This window comes from uncultured Sphingomonas sp. (assembly GCF_937871615.1).
Lineage (GTDB): Bacteria > Pseudomonadota > Alphaproteobacteria > Sphingomonadales > Sphingomonadaceae > Sphingomonas.
The window spans coordinates 18,318-42,751 of sequence record NZ_CALMPA010000071.1 but is presented as its reverse complement, the minus strand read 5'-3'; the positions used below and the strand labels follow the sequence as shown (position 1 = coordinate 42,751).

General features: G+C 64.2%; 27 protein-coding genes. 23 read left to right on the top strand and 4 right to left on the bottom strand.

Going from position 1 to position 24,434, the window contains the following annotated elements:
• The first annotated feature begins 31 nt into the window (after positions 1-31).
• The 3 genes from Q0316_RS19045 (at position 32) to Q0316_RS19035 (ending at position 3,348) form a co-directional block, all read left to right on the top strand.
• Complete coding sequence (locus Q0316_RS19045; RefSeq protein WP_298675475.1) at positions 32-781, top strand: glucose 1-dehydrogenase; 750 nt, start codon at positions 32-34, stop codon at positions 779-781.
• A gap of 62 nt (positions 782-843) precedes the next feature.
• Positions 844-2,055 (top strand): aromatic ring-hydroxylating dioxygenase subunit alpha, encoded by a 1,212-nt coding sequence (locus Q0316_RS19040; protein ID WP_298675473.1) that lies wholly within the window; start codon positions 844-846, stop codon positions 2,053-2,055.
• A 15-nt stretch (positions 2,056-2,070) separates the two neighbouring features.
• A complete protein-coding gene (locus Q0316_RS19035; protein WP_298675470.1) occupies positions 2,071-3,348 on the top strand; it encodes an aromatic ring-hydroxylating dioxygenase subunit alpha in 1,278 nt (425 codons plus the stop codon).
• 35 nt (positions 3,349-3,383) lie between these two features.
• On the opposite strand, the gene Q0316_RS19030 is transcribed toward Q0316_RS19035, so the two are convergent.
• Entirely contained in the window at positions 3,384-4,172 is a 789-nt protein-coding gene (locus Q0316_RS19030; RefSeq protein WP_298675467.1) for a TIM barrel protein, read from the bottom strand.
• 79 nt (positions 4,173-4,251) lie between these two features.
• Here Q0316_RS19030 and Q0316_RS19025 point away from each other — a divergent pair, with 79 nt between their 5' ends.
• From Q0316_RS19025 to Q0316_RS18985, 9 genes are all read left to right on the top strand, one after another.
• Entirely contained in the window at positions 4,252-5,268 is a 1,017-nt protein-coding gene (locus tag Q0316_RS19025; protein WP_298675465.1) for an NADP-dependent oxidoreductase, read from the top strand.
• A complete protein-coding gene (locus Q0316_RS19020; RefSeq protein ID WP_298675462.1) occupies positions 5,265-5,582 on the top strand; it encodes a hypothetical protein in 318 nt (105 codons plus the stop codon). The genes Q0316_RS19025 and Q0316_RS19020 overlap by 4 nt, the downstream gene beginning before the upstream one ends.
• 71 nt (positions 5,583-5,653) lie before the next feature.
• Entirely contained in the window at positions 5,654-7,084 is a 1,431-nt protein-coding gene (locus Q0316_RS19015; protein ID WP_298675459.1) for an aromatic ring-hydroxylating dioxygenase subunit alpha, read from the top strand.
• Positions 7,085-7,219: 135 nt separating this feature from the next.
• Positions 7,220-8,593, top strand: a complete 1,374-nt coding sequence (locus Q0316_RS19010; protein WP_298675456.1) for an MFS transporter — start codon at positions 7,220-7,222, stop codon at positions 8,591-8,593.
• Positions 8,594-8,604: 11 nt separating this feature from the next.
• On the top strand, positions 8,605-10,149 hold the full coding sequence (locus Q0316_RS19005) for an AMP-binding protein (RefSeq protein WP_298675454.1): 1,545 nt from the start codon (positions 8,605-8,607) through the stop codon (positions 10,147-10,149).
• Positions 10,150-10,168: 19 nt separating this feature from the next.
• Positions 10,169-10,966 carry an SDR family oxidoreductase gene (locus Q0316_RS19000; protein WP_298675451.1) on the top strand — a complete coding sequence of 266 codons (798 nt, stop codon included), beginning with the start codon at positions 10,169-10,171 and terminating at the stop codon, positions 10,964-10,966.
• Positions 10,963-11,520: a VOC family protein gene (locus Q0316_RS18995; protein ID WP_298675448.1), complete on the top strand. Its 558-nt coding sequence runs from the start codon at positions 10,963-10,965 to the stop codon at positions 11,518-11,520. The genes Q0316_RS19000 and Q0316_RS18995 overlap by 4 nt, the downstream gene beginning before the upstream one ends.
• A complete protein-coding gene (locus Q0316_RS18990) occupies positions 11,520-12,302 on the top strand; it encodes a ThuA domain-containing protein (RefSeq protein WP_298675446.1) in 783 nt (260 codons plus the stop codon). Before Q0316_RS18995 ends, Q0316_RS18990 begins: the two co-directional genes overlap by 1 nt.
• Before the next feature lie 2 nt (positions 12,303-12,304).
• Entirely contained in the window at positions 12,305-13,060 is a 756-nt protein-coding gene (locus Q0316_RS18985) for an SDR family NAD(P)-dependent oxidoreductase (protein ID WP_298675443.1), read from the top strand.
• Between the two features lie 46 nt (positions 13,061-13,106).
• On the opposite strand, the gene Q0316_RS18980 is transcribed toward Q0316_RS18985, so the two are convergent.
• Together Q0316_RS18980 and Q0316_RS18975 are read right to left on the bottom strand one after the other, a co-directional pair.
• Positions 13,107-13,424, bottom strand: coding sequence for a 2Fe-2S iron-sulfur cluster-binding protein (locus Q0316_RS18980; RefSeq protein ID WP_298675440.1), 318 nt, complete (start codon positions 13,422-13,424; stop codon positions 13,107-13,109).
• Between the two features lie 4 nt (positions 13,425-13,428).
• Complete coding sequence (locus Q0316_RS18975) at positions 13,429-14,433, bottom strand: NADP-dependent oxidoreductase (RefSeq protein WP_298675437.1); 1,005 nt, start codon at positions 14,431-14,433, stop codon at positions 13,429-13,431.
• A 53-nt stretch (positions 14,434-14,486) separates the two neighbouring features.
• Between Q0316_RS18975 and Q0316_RS18970 the strand changes: the two genes are divergently transcribed.
• The 7 genes from Q0316_RS18970 to Q0316_RS18940 are packed head-to-tail and all read left to right on the top strand — an operon-like array spanning position 14,487 to position 20,347.
• Complete coding sequence (locus Q0316_RS18970) at positions 14,487-15,245, top strand: 2-oxo acid dehydrogenase subunit E2 (protein WP_298675435.1); 759 nt, start codon at positions 14,487-14,489, stop codon at positions 15,243-15,245.
• A 10-nt stretch (positions 15,246-15,255) separates the two neighbouring features.
• Positions 15,256-16,464, top strand: coding sequence for an acyl-CoA dehydrogenase family protein (locus tag Q0316_RS18965; protein WP_298675432.1), 1,209 nt, complete (start codon positions 15,256-15,258; stop codon positions 16,462-16,464).
• A gap of 18 nt (positions 16,465-16,482) precedes the next feature.
• Entirely contained in the window at positions 16,483-16,908 is a 426-nt protein-coding gene (locus Q0316_RS18960) for an OB-fold domain-containing protein (RefSeq protein WP_298675429.1), read from the top strand.
• Positions 16,905-18,047, top strand: coding sequence for a thiolase family protein (locus Q0316_RS18955; RefSeq protein WP_298675426.1), 1,143 nt, complete (start codon positions 16,905-16,907; stop codon positions 18,045-18,047). The genes Q0316_RS18960 and Q0316_RS18955 overlap by 4 nt, the downstream gene beginning before the upstream one ends.
• A 55-nt stretch (positions 18,048-18,102) precedes the next feature.
• Positions 18,103-19,089, top strand: coding sequence for a thiamine pyrophosphate-dependent dehydrogenase E1 component subunit alpha (locus tag Q0316_RS18950; protein WP_298675422.1), 987 nt, complete (start codon positions 18,103-18,105; stop codon positions 19,087-19,089).
• Complete coding sequence (locus Q0316_RS18945; RefSeq protein ID WP_298675419.1) at positions 19,086-20,105, top strand: alpha-ketoacid dehydrogenase subunit beta; 1,020 nt, start codon at positions 19,086-19,088, stop codon at positions 20,103-20,105. The genes Q0316_RS18950 and Q0316_RS18945 overlap by 4 nt, the downstream gene beginning before the upstream one ends.
• A 14-nt stretch (positions 20,106-20,119) precedes the next feature.
• Positions 20,120-20,347: a lipoyl domain-containing protein gene (locus Q0316_RS18940; RefSeq protein WP_298675417.1), complete on the top strand. Its 228-nt coding sequence runs from the start codon at positions 20,120-20,122 to the stop codon at positions 20,345-20,347.
• Between the two features lie 51 nt (positions 20,348-20,398).
• Here Q0316_RS18940 and Q0316_RS18935 read toward each other — a convergent pair whose 3' ends face one another.
• On the bottom strand, positions 20,399-21,199 hold the full coding sequence (locus Q0316_RS18935; RefSeq protein ID WP_298675414.1) for a TetR/AcrR family transcriptional regulator: 801 nt from the start codon (positions 21,197-21,199) through the stop codon (positions 20,399-20,401).
• A 134-nt stretch (positions 21,200-21,333) separates the two neighbouring features.
• Between Q0316_RS18935 and Q0316_RS18930 the strand changes: the two genes are divergently transcribed.
• The 4 genes from Q0316_RS18930 to Q0316_RS18915 are packed head-to-tail and all read left to right on the top strand — an operon-like array spanning position 21,334 to position 24,434.
• Positions 21,334-22,434, top strand: coding sequence for an acyl-CoA dehydrogenase family protein (locus Q0316_RS18930; protein ID WP_298675411.1), 1,101 nt, complete (start codon positions 21,334-21,336; stop codon positions 22,432-22,434).
• Between the two features lie 29 nt (positions 22,435-22,463).
• Complete coding sequence (locus Q0316_RS18925; protein ID WP_298675409.1) at positions 22,464-23,399, top strand: SDR family oxidoreductase; 936 nt, start codon at positions 22,464-22,466, stop codon at positions 23,397-23,399.
• Positions 23,400-23,405: 6 nt separating this feature from the next.
• The gene (locus tag Q0316_RS18920; RefSeq protein ID WP_298675406.1) at positions 23,406-23,810 is read left to right on the top strand and encodes an MAPEG family protein; all 405 of its coding nucleotides are present in this window, start codon (positions 23,406-23,408) and stop codon (positions 23,808-23,810) included.
• A 9-nt stretch (positions 23,811-23,819) separates the two neighbouring features.
• A complete protein-coding gene (locus Q0316_RS18915) occupies positions 23,820-24,434 on the top strand; it encodes a glutathione S-transferase family protein (RefSeq protein ID WP_298675403.1) in 615 nt (204 codons plus the stop codon).

Sequence of the window (24,434 nt, the reverse complement as noted above, 5' to 3'; positions counted from 1 at the left end):
AACAGCCGGTCGCGCGATAGGGGGAGAGGGTATGGAATTGCAGGGCAAGGTAGCGCTGGTCACGGGCGCGGCGGCAGGGCTGGGCGAAGCGGCGGCGCGCAAGCTGGCCGAAGCGGGCGCGACTGTGGTTGTGACCGATATCGAAACCGCGACCGGAGAGGCTGTGGCCGGTTCGATCGGCGGGATGTTCGTTCGCCACGATGTTACCAGCGAGGCCGACTGGGCCGCCGCCTTAGCGGCGGTGGAGCAACGCTACGGGCGGCTTGATGTGCTGGTGAACAACGCGGGCATCACGCTGATGGGATCAATCGACGAGATGGATCTGGCGGGTTTTCGGCGCACGCTCGACGTTGATCTGGTGGGCACCTTTATCGGGTGCAAGCTGGCGATTCCATTGATGTCGCGATCGGGTGGCGGATCAATCGTGAACATCGCTTCGATCGCCGGGCTTCAGGCGTCGGCGAACCTCGTCGCGTATAACGCCGCCAAGGCAGGCGTAACGCTGATGACGAAATCCATCGCGTTGCATTGCGCGACCACGGGCACCCGGATTCGCGTCAATTCCGTCCACCCCGGCGTCATCCGTACCGCGATGCTCGACAAGGTGATGGCGCAGGTGCCGAATCCGCAGGAACTGATGGAGGGTTTCGTCGCCGTGCATCCGATCGGCCATATCGGCGAGCCGGACGATATCGCGGAAATGGTGCTCTACCTCGCCTCCGCGCGATCCCGTTTCGTCACGGGGGCGGCGATGGTGGTGGATGGTGGTGCTACGAGCTGAATTGACGCGACATTGATGACGAAGATATAACGCTTGCTACATTTATAGGAGAGGGCCGCTCGATGAGAGCCATGGCGAATGCCGCGATCGCGGCAATGATGCGGCACAGCGTGAAGCACGCACGCGAGAACACGTTCGAACTGGTCGACGACGTGCTCGCGGTGCCGGCGAAGAATTACACTGACGCGGGGCGCTTCAAGCTGGAGGTGGATCGCATCTTCAAGCGGCTGCCGCTGATGCTCGCGCCGTCGTGCGAAATCCCCAACCCGAACGATTTCAAGACGATGGAGGTGGCGGGCATCCCGCTGTTGCTCGTGCGCGGGCAGGATGGAATAGTGCGCCTGTTCGTCAACAGTTGCACCCATCGCGGCACCAATGTCGCGGTCGATCCCACTGGCAACGCCAAGCGTTTCGTGTGCCCCTATCACGGCTGGAGCTTCGGACAGAAAGGCGAACTCATCGCGGTCGCGGCGGCGGGTGATTTCGGCAAGGTGGACAAATCATGCCTCGGCCTCACCGCGCTGCCAGTGGCCGAACGTGCCGGGCTGATCTTCGGCAGCGTCGATCCGAAGCTGAAGCTGGATATCGACGATTTCCTGTCCGGCTATGATGCGCTGCTGGAGGCGTTCAACTTCAAGGACTGGTTCTTCTTCTCCAGCCGCGTGCTGCGCGGGCCGAACTGGAAGATCGCCTATGACGGCTATCTGGATTTCTATCACCTGCCAGTGCTCCACAAGGATACGCTGAACGCCAACAACATGCTCGGCAACCGCGCGCATTATCATGCCTGGGGGCCGCATCAGCGACTGGTCGCGCCTGATCGTGCGGCGCGCGAACTCGCCGATCTGCCGGAGGAGCAATGGTCCGACGATCTGGTGCTCAACGGGGTGTGGACGATCTTCCCGTGCATCTCGATCGCCAGCTTCAATGGCGGCGGTCGCGGGGTGATGATCTCACAGCTTCTGCCGGGCGATCAGGTCGGCGAATCCTGGACGCGCCAGATGTATCTGATGGAACGCCGCCCCACCGAGGAGCAGGAGGAGGCGGCACATGCGCAGTTCGCCTTCCTGGAAACGGTGGTGAAGGACGAGGATTACGCGACCGGCCTGCGCCAGCAGCGCGCGCTCGATCACGGCACGCTCGAAAAGGTGTTGTTCGGCCGCAATGAGGGCGGCGCACAGGCTTTCCATAAGTGGACCGATCGCATCATCGCCGCGGATGATGATGAACTCGTCGGCCTGTTCGCCGGGCCGCAATTGCAGGCGGCAGAGTAACCGGGGAGCAGAACGATGGATCAGGCGACGGTCGATCAATTGCGCGCGCTGATGGAATATGAGGCAGCGCGCGCCGCGCCGCCGCCGGCATTCCCCAAGCTCCCCGACGTGCCGGGAGGGCGCTATACCGATCCGCGTTTCGCGGAACTCGAGCGCGATCAGTTATGGCGGAAGAGCTGGTTGTTCGCGGGGCATATGGACGAGATTCCGCAGCACGGTTGCTTCAAGCTGTGGGAAACCGCCGGCCAGCCGATCGTGCTCGTCCACGCCCGCTCGGGCGAGGTGAACGCCTTCTACAATACGTGCAGCCATCGCGGCGCGCCGGTCGTGACCCAGGAGAAGGGCCGGCGCGCGCGGCTCACCTGCAAATATCACGGCTGGGTTTATGACGACGAGGGCAAGCTCGTATCGGTTCGTGATCCCGAGGATTTCGCCGATCTCGATTTCTCCTGCCGGTCGCTGCGTCAGGTGCGGTGCGAGCGATATGGCAAGCTGATCTTCGTAAATTTCAGCGCCGACGCGCCACCGCTCAGCGAATGGCTCGGCCCGATCGCGGAGGAATGGGAGGAATTCCGCTTCGACGCGACGCGGCTGGTGGACCACTATATCTGGGATCTGGATTGCAACTGGAAGATCGCGATGGAGGCGAACATGGAAGTGTACCATGTTCCCAATATCCACCCTTCCACCGTGGCGCTCGGGCTGGATCATCGCCGCAACGTGAACAGCCTCTATCCCTATGGCCATGGGCGGATGATCGCGCCCGGCTGGGAGAAGAAGGAAGGCGAGAATTATCGCGCCGCCAACGTCGGTGATTTTCAGCGGCCCGAGATCGAGAGCGTGGGGGAGATCGGGCGGACCTGCACGCAATCGTACAATCTCTTTCCGAACTGGGTCTCTCCGCTTGGGCCGACCGGGTATTTCGTGCTGAATTTCTGGCCGAACGGGCCGACTCGATCGAAAATGGAGGTCTGGTGGTTCGGCCCGGATTGGGGCGAGGGCGTGCGCCCTGGCTTTTGGGACGCCACGATCACCTATCTCAACAGTGTGCTTGAGGAAGATACCGAGTTCGGCAAGTGGATACAGAAAAGCCAGGAAAGCTACGGCTTCCAAGGCGTGCCGCTGAGCTATCAGGAGGCGCGCATCTATCACTGGCATCAGCAGGCGGATGCGATGATCGGCCACGATCGGATACCGGCGGACTTGCGCGTGGCGCCGGTGATCGGAGCCGACTGGATCGTGCCGAACGACCCGCGGCTGGACGAACTGAGCCTTCAGGCCGCCGCCGAATAGTCGTTTCGGCTATCGCGTCCGGTATGGCGGAGCGGTCAGCTTTCCTGCCGCAGAAACTGGCGCGTGGCGGCTAGAACGGCGCGCGCGCGTGCGACGGGATCGGGGTGCCTGTCGCGCAGCGCTTTCGAGCGTAATTCGATACTTAGCGGGATGTCGCGCGGGAGCGCGGTCGCGAGTTCGCGCAGCGGCAGCACACCGTCGCCGATGTGGCGCCGCCGATCGACCGCCTCCGCGATGATCGCGGCGCGATCGGACGTGTCGAAGGTCAGCGGCTCCGCATCGCAGAATTGAGCATAAGGAAGCCATGCCGGGGGGAGCGCGGCGACGTCCGCCGGGGTGCCACCCGAACGCGCGAGGTGGAGCGGGTCGATCAGCATTGCCATGGCGGGATCGCCCACCGCGCGCAGGATCGAACTCGCCTGCCCGATCGTTTTCACCTCGGTGAACAGCGCGAATTCCAGCGCGATCCGGATGTCTCCGGCGGCGTGTTCGCATAGTGCGGCCAATTTCGCGGCGGTCGCGCCGTCATCCGGGTCGGAACTGACGCACAGCACGTTCGCCGCGCCAATCTCCCGCCCGATATCAATGATGCGGCGGTGTTTGTCGTCGAACGGGCCGGGCATCAGCCAGACGACCTCGATATCAAGCGCGGCGAGCGCGTTCTCGGCGAGGATCGTCTTCAATTCGCGGGTTGTCCCGGCCGTCCAGTTATCGAGATCGACCCAGACGCCGGTTGCGTCATAGCCGGCCGCGGCGGCGGCGCGGGCAGTCGTTTGGGGCGTGTGATCGGGCAGCACACCGGCGGCGAGCGATAGGGTTTGCATCGGCTTATTATGCCGCGCGTGTTAAAGTTGTCGACCTTTTCTCGAAAGCGCGGCATTAGGGTAGCAAGAGGAGGGTGCATTGAGTCGAATCAACCGCCGCTGGACGATCGCGGGGCGGCCCACGGCGCGCGACGTGAACGAGAGCGACTTCGCAATGACCGAAGGCGAGGTTCGTTCGCCGGGCGCGGGCGAGGTGCTGGTTCAGGTCGACATGCTCGCGTTCGAGCCGGCGATGAAGGGCTGGATGGAGAATATCGGCGGCTATGTCGCGCGCACCGAGATCGGCGACATGATGCGCGGATCGGGCATCGGCACCGTTCTGGAGAGCCGGGCGCCGCATCTGAAGGTTGGCGAGAAGGTGCTGGGGCCGTTCGGCTGGCAGGAATATGCCACGTTGCCCGGCGATCAGTTCCAGTCGCTGGAGGGCGAGGCGCACCCTTCCGCGCAACTCGACGTGCTCGGCGTGGTCGGGCTTACCGCCTATTTCGGGATGAAGCATGTCGGCAGGCCGTTCCCCGGCGATACCGTGGTGGTGACGGGCGCGGCGGGCGGGGTTGGCGCGATCGTCGTTCAGTTGGCGAAGATCGCGGGCTGCCGCGTGATCGGCATTGCGGGCGGGGCGGAGAAATGCGCGTGGCTCACTGGCGAACTGGGCGCCGACGCGGCGATCGACTATAAATCGCGGGATATCGGGGCGGAACTGGCGCGGCTGGCGCCCGATGGCGCAGATGTCGTCTGGGACAATGTCGGTGGCGTGATCCTAAACGATATTCTCGCGCATCTGGCGCTACATGCGCGCGTGGTGATCTGTGGCGGGATATCGCGTTCCAAGACCGGCGGGATGCCGATCGGCCCGGCGAACTACTTCAATCTCGTGTTCAAACGCGCGACGATGCAGGGGATTCTGCTCAACGATCACGAGGCGGAGTTTCCCGTTGCCCGTAAACGCCTGTCGCAGTGGCTGACCGAAGGCCGGCTGATCGCCCGGCAGGATATTCAGGAGGGGTTCGAGAACGCCCCGCGCACACTGATGCGCCTGTTCTCCGGCGCGAACACCGGCAAGCAACTGCTCAGGCTGAGAGGGGAGGGGCAATGACGATCTACATGCAGTCCACGCTCGAACTGCGCGCGGCGGACCTCACGCGATTCCGCACGACCATGATCGAGCTTGTCGCGATCGTGGAGGCGCAAGGGTGGCACCTCGTCGCCGCGATCGAGCAGATCACCGGGCGCCTCCACACCGCGATCGACGTGTGGCGGCTGCCGGATGTCGACGCATACCAGCGCGGACTTGCCGCGCTGCGCGGGCATGACCGTTTCGCGGATATGGCCGCCGCGCTGGGCGCGGCGATCGAGCGCGAGACGGTGGTGCTCGGCACGCGCGCTTCGTGGGTGCCGGAGGGGCGATAAGACTTGGCAAGATTGCAGATTGTGTTAGTTTCTAGCGAGAGAGGATGACGCTACAGCGTCAGAGGTGATCCATGAACGTCCAGGCCAAAGAATTCCGCCCAGACCGTCACCCGGCCGAAACCTACGAGGAGATCCTCGAACGGGATACGCGCCCGATTCCTGAGCATCTCCGCGAAGGCCCGGTTCCCGATCTCGGCACCGACGCGGTCCCGGTCGATCGCTACATCGACCCCGCGTTCGCCCGGCTGGAAGAAAAATATCTGTGGCCGCGCATCTGGCAGATGGCGTGCCGCGAGGAGGAAATCCCCAATCCCGGCGACACGATCGTGTACGAGATCGCGGGCAAATCGCTGCTGATCGTGCGCCAGAAGGATGGCGCAATCCGCGCGTTCTATAATTCGTGCCTGCATCGCGGGCGCAAGCTCGCGACGCTGGGCGGCTGCAAGAACGAGTTCCGCTGCCCGTATCACGGAATCGCCTGGAACACCGACGGCAGCTTCAAGGACAATCCGATTTCCTGGGATTTCCCGCAATGGGAAGGGACGGACCTGTCGCTGCCGGAGGCGCTGGTCGGCACATGGGCGGGTTTCGTGTTCGTCAACATGGATCGCAATGCCGTCCCGCTCGATGAAGTACTCGGGCCGATCAAGGAGCATTTCGCACGCTACGAGAACGAGGATCGCTACATCCATTTTCATGTGCAGAAGATCGTGCCGTGCAACTGGAAGACCGCGGCGGAGGCGTTCATGGAGAGCCACCACGCGATCACCACGCATCCCCAGCTTCTGCCCTATCTGGCCGACGTCAACAGCCAGTATGACATCCTGTCGGACTATATAACGCGGCAATTCTCCGCGCAGATGGTGCCGAGTCCGTTCAATCAGCGCGATTACAGCGAGGACGAGATCGTCGAGGCGCTGCTAGGCGTCGGCTCGCGATCGGCGGCAGGGGCCGGCGCCAAGCCCGGTGAAATGAAGGTGCCCGATGGCGAGACGGCGCGCACCTTCATGGCGGAAGTGACCCGCAAGACGCTCTCCGCCGAGGATGGGCATGATTATAGCGCAGCATCCGATGCCGAGATGGTTGATGCGCTGCTCTACAATATCTTTCCGCACATGAGCTTCTGGGCCGGGTTCATGCCGAACCTCACCTATCGCTGGCGCCCGAACGGGCACGATCACACCACGTCGATCATGGATATCTACATGCTCAAGCGCGTGCCCAAAGGGAAGCCCCGGCCCAAGCCGGCGCCGGTGTTTGAGATTGGCGTCGACGAGAGCATCGTGGAGCTTGCGCCGAACAGCGGAATGTCTGCCGGCCTTGCGGCTGTGTTCGAACAGGACATGAGCAATCTCCCGCACGTGCAAAGCGGCATGGAGGCGTCGGCGACCGGCGTGCTGCACTTGGGCAGATATGCCGAGATGCGCATCCGCAAGATGCATCAGATGCTCGATCGGGTGATGACCGAGGGCATGGAGCAGGCGACCGGCACTGCCCGTTGAGGCGGGCACATATCGGCATAACTGACGGTGGCGACGCGCATAGCGTGTCGCCGGATGGGCGGACGTAATCTGAGGGAGAGGAGGGCGTGAGTACGTGACCATCTGCGCGCCTTCCCCCATGAGCACGGTATAGAAATGTCGGTGACGGTCGCCTTGCTCCCGAACGACGCCGATGTTTCGGCGATATCGGCGCATGGCTCGCAGGGAACCGTCTTTCACCGCTGGTATGTCGTCGGCTTTCTGACGCTGGCTTCAACCGTGTCGGTCATTGATCGCCAGATCCTGGCGGTGATGATCGGGCCGATGAAGCGCGATCTTGGCATCAGCGACACGATGATGGGGCTGCTGGGCGGCCTGGCCTTCACCTGTTTCTACACGATCCTGACGATTCCGATGGCGTGGCTGGCGGATCGGGCGAACCGCCGCCGGATCATCGGGCTGGGCATCTTCTTCTGGAGCCTGGCCACGATGGCGTGCGGGTTCGCGACGAAGTTCACGCATCTGTTCCTGGCGCGCGCGACGGTTGGCGTCGGCGAGGCCACGTTGTCACCGGCGGCGATATCAATGCTGTCCGATTATTTCGATCGTTCGCGGCTGCCGCTGGCGATGGGGATATTCGGCGTCGCGCCGTTCATCGGCCTTGGCCTTGCCAATCTGCTCGGCGGCGCGATCGTGAGCCATCTGGAGGCGTTGCCGCATATCGCGCTGCCGGTGTTCGGCGAGATGCGATCGTGGCAGGCGATGTTCGTCATTGTCGGGGCGCCGGGCTTGCTGCTCTCCGTCGCCACCCTGACGATCAAGTCGCCGCTGCGCATCGGGCGCCTCAACGCGAATGCTGCCGGGATGACGCTTGGCGAGGCGGCGCGGTTCTTCGCCGGGCGCCGCAGGTTTCTTGTCTATCACTTCATCGGCTTCACCGCGCTGGCGATGCAGGGATGGGCGCTATTCTACTGGGTGGTGGAGTTCTTCCTGCGCGAACATGGCGCGAGCCGTGCGCAGGTGGGCTTCACCTTCGGCCTCATTGCGCTGCTGCTGGGGAGCGGCGGTGGAATTTTCGCCGGCGAGGTTGCGGCGAGAATGATGCGCCTCGGGCGGACGGACGCGACGCTGCGGCTGGTGCTCGGCGCGACGCTCGTGCTCGTCACGCTGGGTGTCACCGCGTTTCTGGTGCCTGGCTACGCGCTTGCGATGACGCTGGTCGCGGCTGCGGTGTTCTTCATGGGTTGGCCGAACGGGCTGGGCGCGGCGGCGTTGCAGTTGATCGTGCCGAACGAACTGCGCGGGCAGGTGATGGCGCTCTATTTCGTGGTCGTGAATTTCCTCAGTTATTCGTTCGGGCCGCTGCTGGGCGGGCTCGTCAGCGACCAGTTGTTCCACGGCGAATCGCTGGGCGGCACGCTCGCGTTGATGGCCGCTGTGAATTACCCGATCGGCGCCTTCTGCATCTGGCGCTGCCTTTCGCATTTCCGCACCGCGCTCGGCCAGGCCGAGGCGTGGCGCGCCGCCTGACAGGAGAGAAGATGTCGCTTGCCGCCGCCAACCGCGCAAAGACCACGGGCGATGCGATGGCCGTAACCGATGGCCGGATGACGTTGACCTGGGCCGCGCTCGACCCAATCATGAACCGAGCGACCAATGCGCTGCTGGGCGAGGATTTCGGCGCAGGGGCACCACGCGCGGCGGTGTTCGCACATAATTCGACGGAAATGGCGCTGGCCTATCTCGCGCTGCTCCATGCGGGCGTTTCGGGTGTGCCCGCGAACTTCCACCTCACTGCCGAGGAACTGGCTTATATCCTGAAGGATAGCGGCGCGCGGCTGCTGTTCGTCGGGCCGGAGACAGCGGAGGCGGGGCTTGCCGCGGCGAAAGCGGTTGGCATCGAACGCGTGATCGGCTGGCGCTGCACCGGCATCGCCGGCGTGCAGCCGTGGGATGACTGGCTTGCCGCGGCAAGCGACGTGGAACCGCCCACGCATATGCGCCCGCTGCCCTATATGCACTATACCTCCGGCACGACCGGCCGGCCCAAGGGCACCGAGACGCCCCCCAATATGTTCCCGCGCGAGGATGATATCGCGGGCCTGTTCGCGGTGCTGGCGCAGCAGGTTGCAGCGGGCGCGCAGGGGCCGGGGATTCTCGTCGGGCCGAACTATCACACCGGCCCGCTCGGCTCGATGCGGCAGCTAGGTGGCGGACGACCGCTCGTCGTGATGCCGAAGTTCGATGCGGAGCAGATCCTGGTCAATATCGAGAGATACGGCGTCGCCACTTCCGTGATGGTGCCGACGCACTTCCAACGCTTGCTGGCGCTGCCGCCGGAGGTGCGCCGCCGATATGACGTTTCCAGCCTGAAGCTGGTTTCGCACACCGGGGCGGCGTGCCCGATCGATGTGAAGCGCGCGATGATCGCATGGTGGGGGCCAGTCCTGCTCGAAGCCTATGGCGCGACGGAGGCGGGTTCGACCAACATGATCTCGTCGGAGGAATGGCTGCGCAAGCCGGGCTCGGTGGGCAAGGCGATGCCGCCGTTCGAGATGGTGGTGATCGGCGAAAATGGCGAGCGGCTCGGCGCGAACCAGATCGGCCAGCTTTATTTCCGCGATCCCACCGGGCGCGGCATCGTCTATCACAACGATCCCGAAAAGACCGCGGCGGCGCATATCGAACCGGGCGTCTTCACGCTGGGCGAGATCGGCTATGTCGATGACGAAGGCTATGTTTTCATAACGGATCGCTCGTCCGACATGATCGTCTCGGGCGGCGTCAACATCTATCCCGCCGAGATCGAACAGGTGCTGATCGCGCATCCCGGCGTCGAGGACGTCGCGGTGGTGGGCGTGCCGAGCGCGGACATGGGCGAGGAGGTGAAGGCGCTGGTCGTCGTAAAGCCGGGCCGCGCGGTTACGAGCGACGAGTTGTTCGCTTTCGTGCGCGAGAAACTGGCCGGTTACAAGCGCCCGCGCAGCATTGATCTGGTGGAGACAGTCGGGCGCAACGCGATGGGCAAGGTCAACAAGCGCGAGTTACGCCGGCCGTTCTGGCCGTCCGATCGCACCATCGGATGATATCGAGAGGAGAGGAAGAATGAGGCTTCAGGGCAAGCGCGCGATCGTGCTCGGCGCCGCCGGCAAGGACAATATGGGGCAGGTGATCGGCCATCGCCTGATCGCGGAAGGGGCCAGCGTGCTGGTCGCCGGGCGCAGGACGGAGTTTCTCGAACAGTTTGTCGCCGCGCATCCGGGCAAGGCGTTCATGGCGACGTGCGACATCACCAGCAAGGCCGATAATGATGCGTTGGCGAAATCTGCCGTCGAGCAGATGGGCGGCATTGACATCGCGATCAACGCCTCTGGCTGGGGCCTGCTCAAGCCGTTTCTGGAGACGACGGCGGAGGAATTGCAGCAGATCGGCGATCTCCAGTTCAAAGGACCGTTCCTGTTCTTCCAGTCTATGATCGAGGCGATGAAGAACGGCGGCTCGCTGATCCAGATTTCGTCGGCCACCGCAACGATCATGCTCAACGATCACGCCGCCTATATGGGCACGAAGGCGGGAACCGATCATGTCATCCGCTGCATCGCGAACGAGTTCGGCGATCGCGGGATCAAGGCGAACTCGATCTCGCCGGGACTGACCGAAACGCCAATGACGGCGGCGAACGGCAAGACGCCCGGCCTGTGGGAAGCGTTCGTGCCAAGCTATCCGCTGGGGCGCGTCGGCACCTCCGACGATATCGCCGCCGCCGCCGTGTGGCTGTCCTCCGACGAATGCTTCATGACCGGGCAGAATCTGCAGGTGAATGGCGGGCTCACGCTCCGCCGCAACCCGTGGAAGCACGAGATTCAGGCGTCGGTGGTGGCCGCGATGCAGGTGGCACAATGAGTGACTTGCGCGAAGGGCCGGGTGCGGGCGACAGCGTCGCCGCGCTAGGGCCGGTGATGCAGCTATCCTATTGCCCGGCGAATTACGATGCCGCGCTGGCGCATTGGGTGTCGCTGGGCGCGGGGCCGTTCTTCGAGAACCATCATGTGAAACTGGAGAATGTGAAGTTTCGCGGCCAGCCGAGCGACATAGATTTCTCGATGGCGCTCGGTTACCTGGGGGACATTCAGATCGAGTTGATCCGGCAGCACAATGATGCGCCGTCGATGTACACGGAATGGCGTGCGCAGGGCCGTGAGGGCGTGCAGCATATGTGCGTGCTGGTCGACGATATCGGCGAAGCGCGCCGCCGCGTGGTGCGGCAGGGCGGCATCGTGGTGCAGGAGGGAACCCTTCCCGGCGGGATGGGCGCGGTGATCTATGTCGATACTGGCGGCGGGCCAGGCACGGTCATGGAATACCTCCAGATCGGCGAGGCCGGGCGACAGGGTTTCGCCATGATGCGCGAGGCGCATCGCACCTGGGATGGCACCGATCCGGTGAGGGGACGATAATGGCTGAGGAACGGAAAGCGGATCAGCGGCCCATCAATTGCGTGCTGATCGCGGGCGGCAGGTATCACGACATAGATTTCGCCCGGCTCGAACTGCTCAAGCTGCTGGCCGAGGACGAACGGGTGCGCACGCGCGTGTTCGAGGATTTCGAATGCGTCGAGGCGATCGCTGCCTGCGACCTGCTCGTAAGCTATACCTGCGACGTGATGCCGAGCCTGAAGGCGCAGGAAGCGATCCGCGCCTTCGTTGCGGGGGGCGGGCGATATTACGCCCTGCACGGCACCAATTCGATCCTGCGCTTCCTTGAGAACGGGTTGGTCGACACGCCGGACTGGGCGCCACATTTCATGGAGACGCTCGGGTCCGCCTTCGCCTCGCATCCTCCGATCGAGCCGATCCGCATCGAGGTGGCGGACGCGAAGCATCCGATTTCCGCCGGAATCGAGCCGTTCGAGACAACGGACGAACTGTATCTCAGCCGTCCGCGCGCCGATCTGCACGTCCTGCTCGATACCGAATTCGGCGGGGAAACGCCCGGCTTCGTGGATGCGACATGGGAAAAGGCGCGGCACCCGGTCGTTTATCTGCGACCGCTTGGTGAGGGCGCGGTGCTCTATAACGCGCTAGGCCATTGCCGGGGGCATTACGATCTTCAGCCGCTGCGCGACTGGTGGCCGACCGTCGATCGCTGCTCATGGGAACTCGACGTTTATTACGAATTACTGCGGCGCGGGCTCGATTGGGCGAAGGCGCCCGCCATCCAACGCATGAAGGGAGAGTAAGCATGGACCTCGCGCTTAAGGGCAAGAAGGTGATCTTGTCCGGCGGTAGCCGGGGGCTGGGCCGTGCCGCACTGGAAATCTTTGCGGCGGAGGGCGCCGACATTGCCTTCTTCTCGCGCGATGCGAGGCAGGTGGCGGAGGCGAAGGCGTCGCTCGCGAAACATGGCGGCAAGGTGATCGGCGACAGCCTCGACATGAGCGATGGCGGCTATCTCGACTGGCTGAAAAAGGCTGCTGATGCGTTGGGCGGGGTGGATATCTTCATTCACAACGTCAGTTCGTCGGGGGCCGGCGGAACGGGCGACTGGGACATGACGTTCCAGTATGACTTGAAGGGCGCGGTCGAGGGCTGCCAGACGCTGGAGCCGTATCTCGAAAAATCGGGCGCCGGATCGGTCATCCTGATGTCGAGCACCGCCGCGTTCGAGACGTTCATCCAGCCGCAGGCGTTCAACGCGCTCAAGGCCGCGCTCATCACTTATGGTAAGCAGTTGAGCCAGGCGTGGGGGCCGAAGGGCATTCGCGTGAACATGGTATCGCCCGGCCCGATCCGGTTCGATGGCGGCAACTGGTCGAAGATCGAGGCGGGTATGCCGGACTTTTACAAGTCGACCGAAGCGCAGATGGCGCTTGGCCGTTTCGGCAGCGCCGAGGAGGTGGCGCGAACGGTGGTATTCCTCGCCAGCCCGGCATCGTCTTATACCACGGGGACGAACGTGGTGATCGACGGCGGCTATACTAAGCGCGTGCAGTTCTGAAGTTTCGCTCCCCGCGCGCTGTGCGCGGGGGGCGAAACCCTGCGGGTCAATCTATCGCGGGCACCTGCACGACCAGCCCGTCGAACGCCTGCTTCAACTTCACCTGGCAGCCGAGGCGAGATGCTGCTTGCCGGGTATCGAGCATTTCGAGCAATTGCTCCTCCATCGTGTTCGGTGGCCCAACGGTTTCCACCCAATCGGGGTCCACGATCACATGGCATGTCGCGCAGGCGCATGAGCCCCCGCACTCGGCCAATATGCCGGCAACGCCGCTGCGGACCGCGGCCTCCATCAACGTATATCCCTCGCGGGTGAATATCTTTTCCCGCGTGCCGTCCGGCTGGACGAAATCTATTGCGATCATCTGCTTACGATGGCTCCGCCACGTGAATGAGCAACTTGCCCAGATTGTCGCCCGCAAACAATCGCATCAGCGTTTCGGGCGCCTTTTCCAGCCCGTTCACAACCTCGTCGCGCTGGATGATCCGTCCTTCCGCCAGCCAGCGGCGCAGCCGGTCGCGCCCGATGTCCAGATCGCCCTGGAAGTCGGAGAGCAGGAACCCCTCCATGCGCGCGCTCTTGAAGACGATGTTGAAATAGTTGCTCGGGCCGGGCGGTCGTCCTTCCTGCTGATAGCGCGCGATGCCGCCACAGATCACGATGCGCGCGCGTCGCGCGATCCGCGCCATCAGATCGTCGAGCATTGGGCCGCCGACATTGTCCCACAACACATCAATGCCATCCGGCGCCAGCTCCCTGACGCGATGCTTCACCTTTTCGGCCTTGTAGTCGATCGCGTGATCGAATCCGAGTTCCTCGGTGAGCCAGCGGCATTTGTTCGGCCCGCCGGCGATTCCGATCACGCGGCAGCCCGCGATCTTGCCCAATTGCCCGACGATCGAGCCGACGGCGCCGGCGGCACCCGTTATCACGAGTGTATCGCCCGCACGTGGTTCACCGATGCGCGTCAGCCCGAAATAGGCGGTGAGGCCGCTCGACCCCAGCAGCCCGAGATTGAGGCGCGGCGCGTCCGGCTCGCGCGGGACCACGCGTATTCCTTTTGACGGCACGATCATCTCGTCGGACCATCCGAGCGAGCTCTGCACCAGGTCGCCAGGCGCGTAACCTTCGGCCGCGCTTTCGATCACCTGGCCGATTCCGCCGGCCGGCATGATGTCGCCGATTTCGGTCGGTGCGGCATAGCCGCCGGCATTCTCCATCCAGCCCTTCTGCGCAGGGTCGCAGGAAAGCATGAGCACGCGGACCTTCAATTCGCCCGGCGCGGGTTCCCGATCGAGTGGGGTTTCGTCGCGCTCAAAGTCGTCAGGGCGCAGCGCCCGGCCGGTCGGTCGGGCGGCAATTCTCCAGCGCATGGGGACTCCGAAAAAAGTTGATGCGTTATGCAAAATGTTGTGTAGCAAGAGCCATGGCGACGCAAGCACCGATCTCGATTCCGCCGCAGGCCGATCCCATAGCGGAGGCGCTGGAACTTCTTGGCATCGCGCGTGGGCGCTACGACCTGACGCCGCTCGATGGCGTGCGCCGCGTGGTGGCAAGGCGCCTGGCCGAGGCGGCGCGCGACATTCCGCACTTTCCGCTGGTCGCGCATATCGCGGCGCAGCCGCTGATCGACGCGCGGGCCGCTTATGATCCGGGTGAGGCGGGCAAGGTTTCCGTCAACGACATGCTTGTCTCGGCGGTCGCGCAGGCGCTGATCGCGGTGCCGGAGGTGAATGCCAGCTTCACCGAGCATGGCGTCGTTCGTCATCATCACGCTGACGTTGCGGTGGCGGTCTCCATTCCGGGCGGGCTGATTACGCCGATCGTGCGCGATGCGGAAGTCAAGGCGGCGCGCGAAATCGCGATCGAGGTACGCGATCTGGCCGATCGAGCGCGACGCAAGCGGTTGAAGCCGGACGAATATAACGGCGGCAGCTTCTGCATCTCGAACCTGGGCATGTATGGCGTGTCAAGCTTCGGATCGATCCTGAATCCGCCGCATGGCGCGATCTTGTCGGTCGGCGCGGTCGAGGATCGTGTGGTGCCGGTGAACGGCGCACCCGGTGTCGCAAAGATGATGACCGTGACGCTTACCTGCGACCACCGCGTTATTGATGGCGCGACCGGCGCGCGCTGGCTGCAGGCGTTCGCCGCGCTGATCGCCGATGCCGGCAACCTCAAGTGAGGATGTAGCGATGGATACCACGCCAACCCAGGAAGACCTATTTTTCGAAACTGAGGTACGCCAATTCCTCGCCGAGAAGTTCACGCCGGCGCTGCGCGCGGCGGCGGCGAAGCAGGCCGGCGTTTTTGCCGAAGGTGCGCTGGCGCGCGAATGGCATCGCATCCTGTTCGAAAAGGGCTGGATCGCGCCGAGCTGGCCGAAGGAATATGGCGGCCCCGGCTGGACGGCGATGCAGCGCTATATCTTTGATCGCGAATGCGGCTTGGCGGGTACGCCTACGCTGCCCGCGATGGGGCTGGCGCTGTGCGGGCCGGTCATCATGGAATTCGGCACGCGGGAACAGAAGGACTTCTTCCTGCCGAAGATGCTCTCTGGTGAACATTATTGGTGCCAGGGCTATTCGGAACCTGGCGCCGGCTCCGATCTCGCCTCGCTCAAGACGCGGGCCGAGCGCGACGGCGACGATTACGTCATCAACGGCACCAAAATCTGGACGACGCACGCGCACGAGGCGAACTGGATTTTCCTGCTGGTGCGCACGGGGCGGGAAGGGCCGCGACAGACAGGGATCAGCTTCCTGCTCGCGCCGATCGATTCGCCCGGCCTGACCGTCACGCCGATCGTCTCGATGTCGGGCGAACATGAGGTCAATCAGGTGTTCCTCGATAACGTCCGCGTACCCATCGACAACCGGATCGGCGAGGAGGGCGAAGGCTGGACGATCGCCAAATACCTGCTGACTTTCGAACGCGGCGGTGGATCGGCGGCGGGTCGGCTCAATGCGCAGCTTGCCAATCTCAAGCGGATCGCGCGTAGCGAGCCGGGCGACGACGGCGGTAATTTGTGGGACATCGCCGATTTCCGGCATCGCATCATGCAGCTTGAGACCGAGATACTCGCGATCGACTGGACCGAACGCCGCCAGATCGCCAGTCGCGGTACGGGCGAGATCACGAGCAACGTCACCGCGTCGATCCTGAAGCTGACGGTCAGCGAGGCGACGCAACGGCTGGCGCAACTCACGTCGGAGGCGCTCGGATTATATGCCGCGGTCGATCAGCGCCATGCGCTCGGTATGGGCGCGAACGAGGATGTCGTCGGCCTCGCCCATGCGCTGACGCCGACAGCCCGTTACCTCAACACCAGGGCGACGACGATCTTCGGCGGATCGAGCGAGGTGCAACGCAACATCATCGCGAAAGCGGGCCTCGGGCTCTGAGCGTTAGGGAGAGAGACAATGGCACGGGCAGTGGCTGAGGGGCTGTTTATCGGGGAAGGGGCAGCGACGCGGCTGCTCGCGGGCAAATCGCGGCAGACCGGACGGTTGCGTTTTCCATTGCCCGCAGGTGCCGGCGCGGACGATTACGAGACGGTGGAATTGGCGCCGGAGGGCAGGCTCTGGTCCTATACGATCCAGCGCTTCCGCCCGAAGACGCCGTTCAACGGCGACGGCGACGAGCAGAATTTCAAGCCATATGGCGTCGGCTATGTCGAGTTGCCGGGGCAGTTGATCGTCGAATCCCGCCTTGTCGCAAACGACCTTGAAAGCCTCAGGATCGGCGAACCGATGCGTATCACCACCGAAGCCTATCGTACCGACGAGAGCGGCGAGCCCGTGCTCACTTATGCTTTCGCGCCCGTCAGGGAAGGAGAAGCGGCATGACCGACGTACATATAATCGGCGCAGGCATTCACCCGTTCGGGCGGACGGACGGTCGCAGCGGGCGTGAACAGGGCATCTTCGCGATCCGCCAGGCACTCGCCGATGTTGGCCTGGATTGGGAGGACATGCAGTTCGCCTATGGCGGTTCCTCCGCAGCCGGATCGGCCGATGCGGTGCTGCCGCAACTCGGGCTCACCGGCATCCCGTTCATCAACGTCAACAATGGCTGCGCGACCGGCGGATCGGCGCTGCTCTCCGGCTATTCGACGATCAAGTCGGGCGAGTTCGACATCGGCATCGTCGTGGGCTTCGACAAGCATCCACGCGGCGCGTTCAACGCCGATCCCGAGGCGTCCGGTCTGCCGCGCTGGTATGGCGAGACCGGAATGATGCTGACGACGCAATTCTTCGCGAACAAGATCACGCGCTATATGGCGCTCCACGGTATCAGCGGCACGACGCTCGGTCGGGTTGCGGAAAAGGCGTTCGAGAATGGCGCCAGGACCCCTCATGCATGGCGCCGGTCCCCGGTCGATCTCGATACGATCATGAACGCGCCGATGATCTCCGATCCGCTCACCAAATATATGTTCTGCTCGCCGGCGGAAGGGGGCACCGCGCTGATCCTCGCGTCCGACAGGAAGATGCGCGAGCTTGGACTGAGCGGACCGAAGGTGCGCGGCGCGGCGATCCGCACGCGCCCGCTCGGCAGCTTCGAGGTGTTCGCCCCGTCGCTGGAGATCGAGCGCGGAAAGTCCGCGGTGGAACTGGCCTCCGCCGCGACATGGGCGATGGCGGGGCTGGGGCCGGAGGACGTGGACGTCGCCCAGCTTCAGGATACCGAAAGCGGCGCCGAGATCATGCACATGGCCGAGAACGGCTTCTGCAAGGACGGCGAGCAGGAGCGCCTGATCGCCGACGGCGAAACGCGGATTGGCGGTCGACTGCCGATCAACACCGATGGCGGATGCCTAGCGTGCGGCGAGCCGATCGGTGCGTCTGGACTTCGACAAGTCTATGAAAACGTAGAGCAATTGAGGGGGCGCGGCGGCGAGCGACAAGTGGAGGGCGCGCGGATCGGGTATAGCCAGGTATATGGCGCGCCCGGTCTATCGGGTTGTGTGCTGCTCGAAGCCTAGTCCGCGGATCACGAGCAACCGAAGAACAGAAGCACTGTCCTCAAGGAGGGGAAGAATGACCGATACGACATCGGCCCCGAGCCGCGAAAAGCTGCTCGATATCTATCGCCGCGCGATGCTGATCCATCGCAGCGACGAGCGCTTTCGCGCGCTGCTGACGCAGGGCAAGCTCGCGATCGTCTATTATCCGGTGCGCGGGCAGGAGGTCGTCTCGGCGGGCATGATGGCCGCGCTCAATCAGGACGATTATCTCATCACCACCTATCGCGGCGTCGCCGACCAGCTCAGCAAGGGCATTCCCTCCAAGCTGCTATGGGCCGAGTTCACTGGGCGGGCGACGGGCACATGCAAGGGCAAAGGCGGCCCGATGCACATCACCCACCCGGAAACGGGCGTGATGGTGACAACGGGTGTCGTCGGTTCCGGACTGCCGATCGCCAATGGCCTCGCGATCTCGTCGCAGAACCGGGGCGATGGCAAGGTTACCGTGGTGTGTTTCGGCGACGGCGCGTCGAATATCGGCGCATTCCATGAAGCGATGAACATGGCGCAGCTCTATAAGTTGCCGGTCATCTTCCTGTGTTCCAACAATAAATATGGCGAGCATACAGCGTTCGCGGCGCATACCGACAGTGAGTCGATCGTCAGCCGCGCCGCCGGCTACGGGATGCGCGGCGTGCAGTGCGACGGCAACGATCCGGTCGATATGTATAACACCGCGAAGGAAGCGGTAGATCGTGCGCGGCGTGGCGAAGGCCCGACGCTGATCGAGGCGATGACGTTCCGTATGCTCGGGCACCTGTTCGGCGCGGATTTCAGCTATGTGCCGAAGGAACTCGCGGAGCAGGGCGCGAGGGAAGACCCGATTCCCCGCTTCCGCCAGTTGCTGCTGGATATGCAGGTGCCGGAGAGCGAACTCGACGCGATCGTCGCGGCGATCGAGAAGGAGATCGACGAGGCGGTCGAATTCGCGCTCGCAAGCCCCTTCCCCGAGGTGGACGAACTGCGCTTCGACGTGGTCAAGCAGGAGATCGCGGCATGAACGCGGAAACGGCCGTGAAGGCGAGCAAGATCAATTTCATCCAGGGCCTGCACCAGGCGCTCGACGAGGCGATGGCCGCCGACGCGAACGTCATCGCGCTGGGCGAGGATATCGGCGACGCGCAGGGCGGCGGCATCTTCAAGGTGACGAAGGGGCTTACCGAGAAATACGGCAGGAACCGCATCCGCTCCACGCCGATTTCGGAACAGGCGATCATCGGCGCCGCCGTCGGCGCGGCGATCGTGGGCATGCGCCCGGTCGCCGAGATCATGCTGATGAACTTCGTGACGGTGGCGATGGATCAGATCGTCAACCACGCCGCGAAGTTGCGCTTCATGTCCGGTGGGCAGACCAATGTGCCGCTCGTCATCCGCACCACGACGGGCGCTGGCGTCGGCTTCGGCGGGCAGCATTCGGACATGCTGGAAGCGTGGTTCGCGCATGTGCCGGGCCTGAAGATCGTGATGGCGTCCAATCCGGCGGATGCGAAGGGCCTGCTCGCTTCCGCGATCGAGGATGATGATCCGGTCATCATGATCGAGAATATCATGGCTTATGGTCAGATGGGGCCAGCGCCGGAGCCGGGATATCGCGTGCCGCTGGGCAAGGCGGCGGTCGCGCGCGAGGGCGGCGATGTCACGATCATCGCTTATGGTCGCGCGGTGCTCGATGCGCTGGCGGTGGCCGAGAAGCTGGCGGGCGAGGGCATCTCGGCGGAGGTGATCGACCTGCGCACCATCGCGCCATTCGACGAGGCGACCGTGTTCGCCTCGGTCGGCAAGACGCGCCGCGCGGTTGTCGTTCATGAGGCGGTGAAGGCTTATGGCACGGGTGCGGAGATCGCGTCGCGGATCACCGAGGAATTGTGGGATACGCTGAAGGCACCCGTCGCGCGGGTCGGCTCGACCTATTCGCCGGTGCCCTTCTCGCCCCCACTGGAGAAGGCGTGGATCTACAGCCAGGATCAGATCGCGGGCGCGGTGCGCAGCACGATCGACCGCCGCGCGCGCGGCTGACCCGAGGAGCAAAAGTGGCAGATATCTCGATTCCGAAGCTCGGCATGAGCATGACCGATGCGACGTTGGTGGAGTGGCTTGTCGAGGATGGCGGGGAGGTTGCCGAAGGGCAGGATCTCTACGCGATCGAAACCGACAAAAGCGTGCAGGAAGTACAGTCGCCGGTATCCGGCAAGCTCCGCATCATCGCAGCGGCGGGAGAAGTATATGAGGTCGGCCACCTGATCGCGACGGTGGGCTGATCGCGCTACCTGGTGGCGGTGCGGGATCGCGCCGCCGCCGATAGGGCGCAGTCAGTCCGCCGCGCGCGGTCGGCGGCGGCGCGGCTTGGCCGCCACGACTTCCTCGGGGTTCGCGGGGTGCCGGCGTTTCGGCGGGTCGGCGATCGGGCTGGCGAAACTGGTCACCTCCCCGGTCCGCTTTATCTCGTCGAGATAATGCGCGGCTTCATCCGCGAGCGCGCCACGTACCGCGCCGATGATGAGCACCAGCATGTTCTCCGCAAGACGCGGAAGATATTCCTCATCGGTAAGGCGGCCCCGGCACCAGTCGTTGATCGTCGAATATTCGACGTTGGCGAGGCTGTGGTTGAAATGGTCGATTTCGATCCACGGATTGATGCTGACCGCATTGTGCGACAGCCAGTCGCCGTTGCCGCGCAGCGCCATGTCCTGCAGCGTCTGCCATACGTCGCGCGGCGTGGTGGGCGCGAAATAGATCGCGCAGACCGCCTTGGTATAGTTGCGCACGCGAAAATTGCGACGGTTGATCGCGATCGTGCGGCTCAGCAGACCGGACAGCGACGCCGGGTCCGAACCGGACCGCACATAGGCGCTGAATTCGTCGAACGCCTCGCGAATGGCGAAGGCGATCAGCCGGTCCTTGTTCTGGAAGGCGTTGTAGAGCGTGCGCTGCGCCACGCCCGCGCGCTGGCACAGCTTGCGGATCGAAAAGCCCTCCAGCCCGTCTTCCGCGATCATGTGGCGCGCCTCTTTGAGCAGCCGCCGCCGCCGCGCGATAATCATCGGGCTGAAATAGAGCAGGGGCTTGTCAGGATGGGGCGCCAGTTCGCCCCGTCCGAATTCCGCAGCCATCCCTCGCAATGCCTCCTGAGTTCCCCGTTCGGGAGAGTGGCGCAGCAATGGCCGCCACGCAACCTGCAATCATCTCCTCTTGATTGCGGACGGTGTTTACGTAAAAGTAGCGCGCAAATTACTTTTGGGGTGACATGGATTTTTCTCTCTCCGACGAGCAGCGGCTGCTGCGCGAATCGCTCGCCGGTTATCTTGCACGCGGCTATGATTTCGATGCGCGTCGCGCAGCGGCGCGAAACGGCGGCTGGCGTGCGGATGTGTGGCGAAAGTTCGCCGACGAACTCGGGCTGTTCGGCGCGGGGCTGAGCGAGGAGGCCGGCGGCATCGGCGGCGGCCCGGTCGAAACCATGGTGATCGCGGAGGAACTGGGCCGCGCGCTGGTGATCGAGCCATATATCGAAGGGGTTGTCGTGGCGACCGCATTGCTGCGCGATGCGCAGGGTGCGGCCGAGCAGCTACGCGCGGCGATCGTGGCCGGCGACGCTATCGTCGCGCCGGCTCTTTATGAGGCGAAGGGCAGATCAAGCCCCGTCGTAGCGGACACCACCGCATCCGCATCCGGCGATGCGGTGGCGCTGCACGGCGCCAAGGCGGTGGTGGCAGCGGCGCCGATCGCCACGCACTTCCTGGTATCGGCGAAGGAGGAGGGGGGCGTCTCGCTGTTCCTGGCCGATGCGAATGCCGAGGGCATCCAGCGGCGCGACTATCAGTTGATCGACGGGCGCCCCGCATCCGACCTTACATTCGCCGCGACCCCCGCCACCCGGATCGGCACGGCGGGCGACGCCATGCCGCGCATCGAGCAGGCGATCGACGAAGGCATCGCCGCGCTGGCCGCCGAGAGCGTTGGCGTGATCGATGCGATGATTACGCGGACGGTGGATTATACCAAGCAGCGCGAGCAATTCGGCGTGGCGATCAGCAGCTTCCAGGCGCTCCAGCATCGCATGGCTGATATGCTGACCTTGCTGGAACGGTCACGCTCGATGGCGATCATGGCGACGCTGGCGCTTGCCCTCCCACCCCGCGAGCGGCGGCGCGCGGCATCGGCGGCGAAGGCGTTCATCAGCCAGGCGCTGAAAACCGTCGGTGAAGGCGCGATCCAGCTGCACGGCGGCATCGGCACGACGGAGGAGATCGCGGTCTCCCATTATTTCAAGCGCGCGACGACGATGCAGAGCCAGTTCGGCACGGCGGCGTGGCATCTCGAGCGGATGGCGCGGGACGACAAGTAAGAACGACGAAGAAAATCGAGGAGAGCGTGATGCGAACAGTGGCGGTGATCGGCGCAAGCGGCCGGCAAGGTGGCGCGCAAGTGCGGCAATTGAGCAAGGCCGGCTTTGCCGTGAAGGCGCTCTCCCGGCGTGATAACCCGTTCTATGACGAGGAAAAGCCAGCGAACGTCGAGGTGATTCCGGCCGACCTCTACGATCACGATTCGCTGGTGAAGGCGTTCGATGGCGCGGAGGCAGTGTTTCACACGCATCCGTTGCGCGCGCGCGCTGATCGTGCGGCGATCGCTGGTGCCGTCGGCCGGGCGGCCAGGGAAGCGGGCGTGAAGCGCGTTGTGTGGAACACGTCGAGTTGGATCCCGGATCGCCCCGGCGACGCCTTCACCTATGCCGGCAATACCGCCGGGATCAACGCGCTGTGGCGCTCGGGCGTCGGCGCGACGGTGTTCGGATCGGTGCTGTTCATGGACAATCTGCTGACCAACTGGGCGCGCCCGTTCATCATCAACGAGGGGCGCTTCGTGTACGCGCACAAGCCCACGACCGAGGCCAACTGGATCAGCCTCGACGATGTCGCCCGCATCATGATCCACTCGCTCGACCGCCCGGACATGGAAGGCGCGTGGATGAACATCGGCGGGCCGGAGCGACTGCGCCCCGGACAACTCGCGGACTCGCTGTCGAGCGTGCTCGGGCGCGAAATTCGTTATGACGCCTGCTCGCCGGCGGAATTCGGCCGACATCTCGTCCATGCCTATGGCGACGAGATGGGCCGGGAGGAGGGCGAGGCGATGGCGAAGGGCATCGGCGACTTCTACGAATATAACGTCAATTCGCCGACCCGCCCGTTCGAGGTCGATACCGATGAGATGCTGCGCCGCATCCCGATCGAACTGGAAACCTTCGCCGATTGGGCGAAGCGCCAGGATTGGCGCAACACCAACGCCAAACGCCCGCCGGCGGGTTGAGGGGCGATGCTGCTACCCGGTTATTGGTGGGTCACTCTGGTCAGCGGCCTGGCGCTGCTGACCTATTATTTCACGCTGCTGATCGCGGGCGTCGCGCGGGTGCGCTTCAAGGTGCCCGCGCCATCGCACGACGGGCCGGAGGATTATGTCCGCCGCGTCCGCGCGCACCAGAATACGCTGGAGCATCTGGTGTTGTTCCTGCCGGGCATGTGGCTGTTCGCGCTGACCGTCTCGCCCATCTGGGCGGCGGCGATCGGCGCGATCTGGCCGCCGGCGCGCCTTGCTTATGCGATGGGATATCACCGGGCGGCGGAGAAGCGGCGCATCGGCATCTACCTGAGTATGCCGCCGATCTACATCTTCGTACTGGGCACGATCATCGCGTCGATCGTGCACCTGCTGCGACATTAGGAGAGAGACATGATCCTGTACGAATCGATCGGGCCGAACCCGCGCGTGGTGTCGATGTTCCTCGCGGAGAAGGGGATGGAGGTCGAGCGCCGCGCGATCGACATCATGAGCGGCGAGAATCGGCAGGATGCGTACAAGCGTATCCACCCCGGCGGGACCACGCCGGCGCTGGTGCTCGACGACGGCACGACCCTGTCTGAGACCGTGGCGATCTGCGAATATCTTGAGGAGAAACAGCCGCAGCCGCCGCTGATCGGCACCACACCTGAGGAGCGAGCGCGCACGCGGATGTGGGCGCGGCGCATCGACCTGACGGTGGCGGAGCCGATGACGACCGGGTTTCGCGGCGCGGAAGGCCGACCGATGTTCGAGCCGCGGATGCGCGTCGTCTCGGCGACCACCGCGCCTGATCTGAAAGAAATCGCGGCGGATGGTCTCGCCTGGATCGACGGACAATTGGGCGGACGCGAGTGGATCGCGGGCGATCGCTTCACGCTGGCCGACATCCTGCTTTTCTCGTTCGTGGAGTTCGGTGCGCTGGTCGGCCAGCCGCTGCGCGACGATCTGCACAAGCTTGCGGCGTGGCGCGCGCGGGTCGCGTCACGACCGAGCGCGCAAGGTTGA

What these genes read in the sequence shown, in the direction of transcription:
- Q0316_RS19045 (WP_298675475.1), top strand. Translation starts at nt 32, where the DNA reads ATGGAATTGCAGGGCAAGGTAGCGCTGGTCACGGGCGCGGCGGCAGGG.
- Q0316_RS19040 (WP_298675473.1), top strand. Translation starts at nt 844, where the DNA reads ATGAGAGCCATGGCGAATGCCGCGATCGCGGCAATGATGCGGCACAGC.
- Q0316_RS19035 (WP_298675470.1), top strand. Translation starts at nt 2,071, where the DNA reads ATGGATCAGGCGACGGTCGATCAATTGCGCGCGCTGATGGAATATGAG.
- Q0316_RS19030 (WP_298675467.1), bottom strand. Translation starts at nt 4,172, where the DNA reads ATGCAAACCCTATCGCTCGCCGCCGGTGTGCTGCCCGATCACACGCCC.
- Q0316_RS19020 (WP_298675462.1), top strand. Translation starts at nt 5,265, where the DNA reads ATGACGATCTACATGCAGTCCACGCTCGAACTGCGCGCGGCGGACCTC.
- Q0316_RS19015 (WP_298675459.1), top strand. Translation starts at nt 5,654, where the DNA reads ATGAACGTCCAGGCCAAAGAATTCCGCCCAGACCGTCACCCGGCCGAA.
- Q0316_RS19010 (WP_298675456.1), top strand. Translation starts at nt 7,220, where the DNA reads ATGTCGGTGACGGTCGCCTTGCTCCCGAACGACGCCGATGTTTCGGCG.
- Q0316_RS19005 (WP_298675454.1), top strand. Translation starts at nt 8,605, where the DNA reads ATGTCGCTTGCCGCCGCCAACCGCGCAAAGACCACGGGCGATGCGATG.
- Q0316_RS19000 (WP_298675451.1), top strand. Translation starts at nt 10,169, where the DNA reads ATGAGGCTTCAGGGCAAGCGCGCGATCGTGCTCGGCGCCGCCGGCAAG.
- Q0316_RS18995 (WP_298675448.1), top strand. Translation starts at nt 10,963, where the DNA reads ATGAGTGACTTGCGCGAAGGGCCGGGTGCGGGCGACAGCGTCGCCGCG.
- Q0316_RS18990 (WP_298675446.1), top strand. Translation starts at nt 11,520, where the DNA reads ATGGCTGAGGAACGGAAAGCGGATCAGCGGCCCATCAATTGCGTGCTG.
- Q0316_RS18985 (WP_298675443.1), top strand. Translation starts at nt 12,305, where the DNA reads ATGGACCTCGCGCTTAAGGGCAAGAAGGTGATCTTGTCCGGCGGTAGC.
- Q0316_RS18980 (WP_298675440.1), bottom strand. Translation starts at nt 13,424, where the DNA reads ATGATCGCAATAGATTTCGTCCAGCCGGACGGCACGCGGGAAAAGATA.
- Q0316_RS18975 (WP_298675437.1), bottom strand. Translation starts at nt 14,433, where the DNA reads ATGCGCTGGAGAATTGCCGCCCGACCGACCGGCCGGGCGCTGCGCCCT.
- Q0316_RS18970 (WP_298675435.1), top strand. Translation starts at nt 14,487, where the DNA reads ATGGCGACGCAAGCACCGATCTCGATTCCGCCGCAGGCCGATCCCATA.
- Q0316_RS18965 (WP_298675432.1), top strand. Translation starts at nt 15,256, where the DNA reads ATGGATACCACGCCAACCCAGGAAGACCTATTTTTCGAAACTGAGGTA.
- Q0316_RS18960 (WP_298675429.1), top strand. Translation starts at nt 16,483, where the DNA reads ATGGCACGGGCAGTGGCTGAGGGGCTGTTTATCGGGGAAGGGGCAGCG.
- Q0316_RS18955 (WP_298675426.1), top strand. Translation starts at nt 16,905, where the DNA reads ATGACCGACGTACATATAATCGGCGCAGGCATTCACCCGTTCGGGCGG.
- Q0316_RS18950 (WP_298675422.1), top strand. Translation starts at nt 18,103, where the DNA reads ATGACCGATACGACATCGGCCCCGAGCCGCGAAAAGCTGCTCGATATC.
- Q0316_RS18945 (WP_298675419.1), top strand. Translation starts at nt 19,086, where the DNA reads ATGAACGCGGAAACGGCCGTGAAGGCGAGCAAGATCAATTTCATCCAG.
- Q0316_RS18935 (WP_298675414.1), bottom strand. Translation starts at nt 21,199, where the DNA reads ATGGCTGCGGAATTCGGACGGGGCGAACTGGCGCCCCATCCTGACAAG.
- Q0316_RS18930 (WP_298675411.1), top strand. Translation starts at nt 21,334, where the DNA reads ATGGATTTTTCTCTCTCCGACGAGCAGCGGCTGCTGCGCGAATCGCTC.
- Q0316_RS18925 (WP_298675409.1), top strand. Translation starts at nt 22,464, where the DNA reads ATGCGAACAGTGGCGGTGATCGGCGCAAGCGGCCGGCAAGGTGGCGCG.
- Q0316_RS18920 (WP_298675406.1), top strand. Translation starts at nt 23,406, where the DNA reads ATGCTGCTACCCGGTTATTGGTGGGTCACTCTGGTCAGCGGCCTGGCG.
- Q0316_RS18915 (WP_298675403.1), top strand. Translation starts at nt 23,820, where the DNA reads ATGATCCTGTACGAATCGATCGGGCCGAACCCGCGCGTGGTGTCGATG.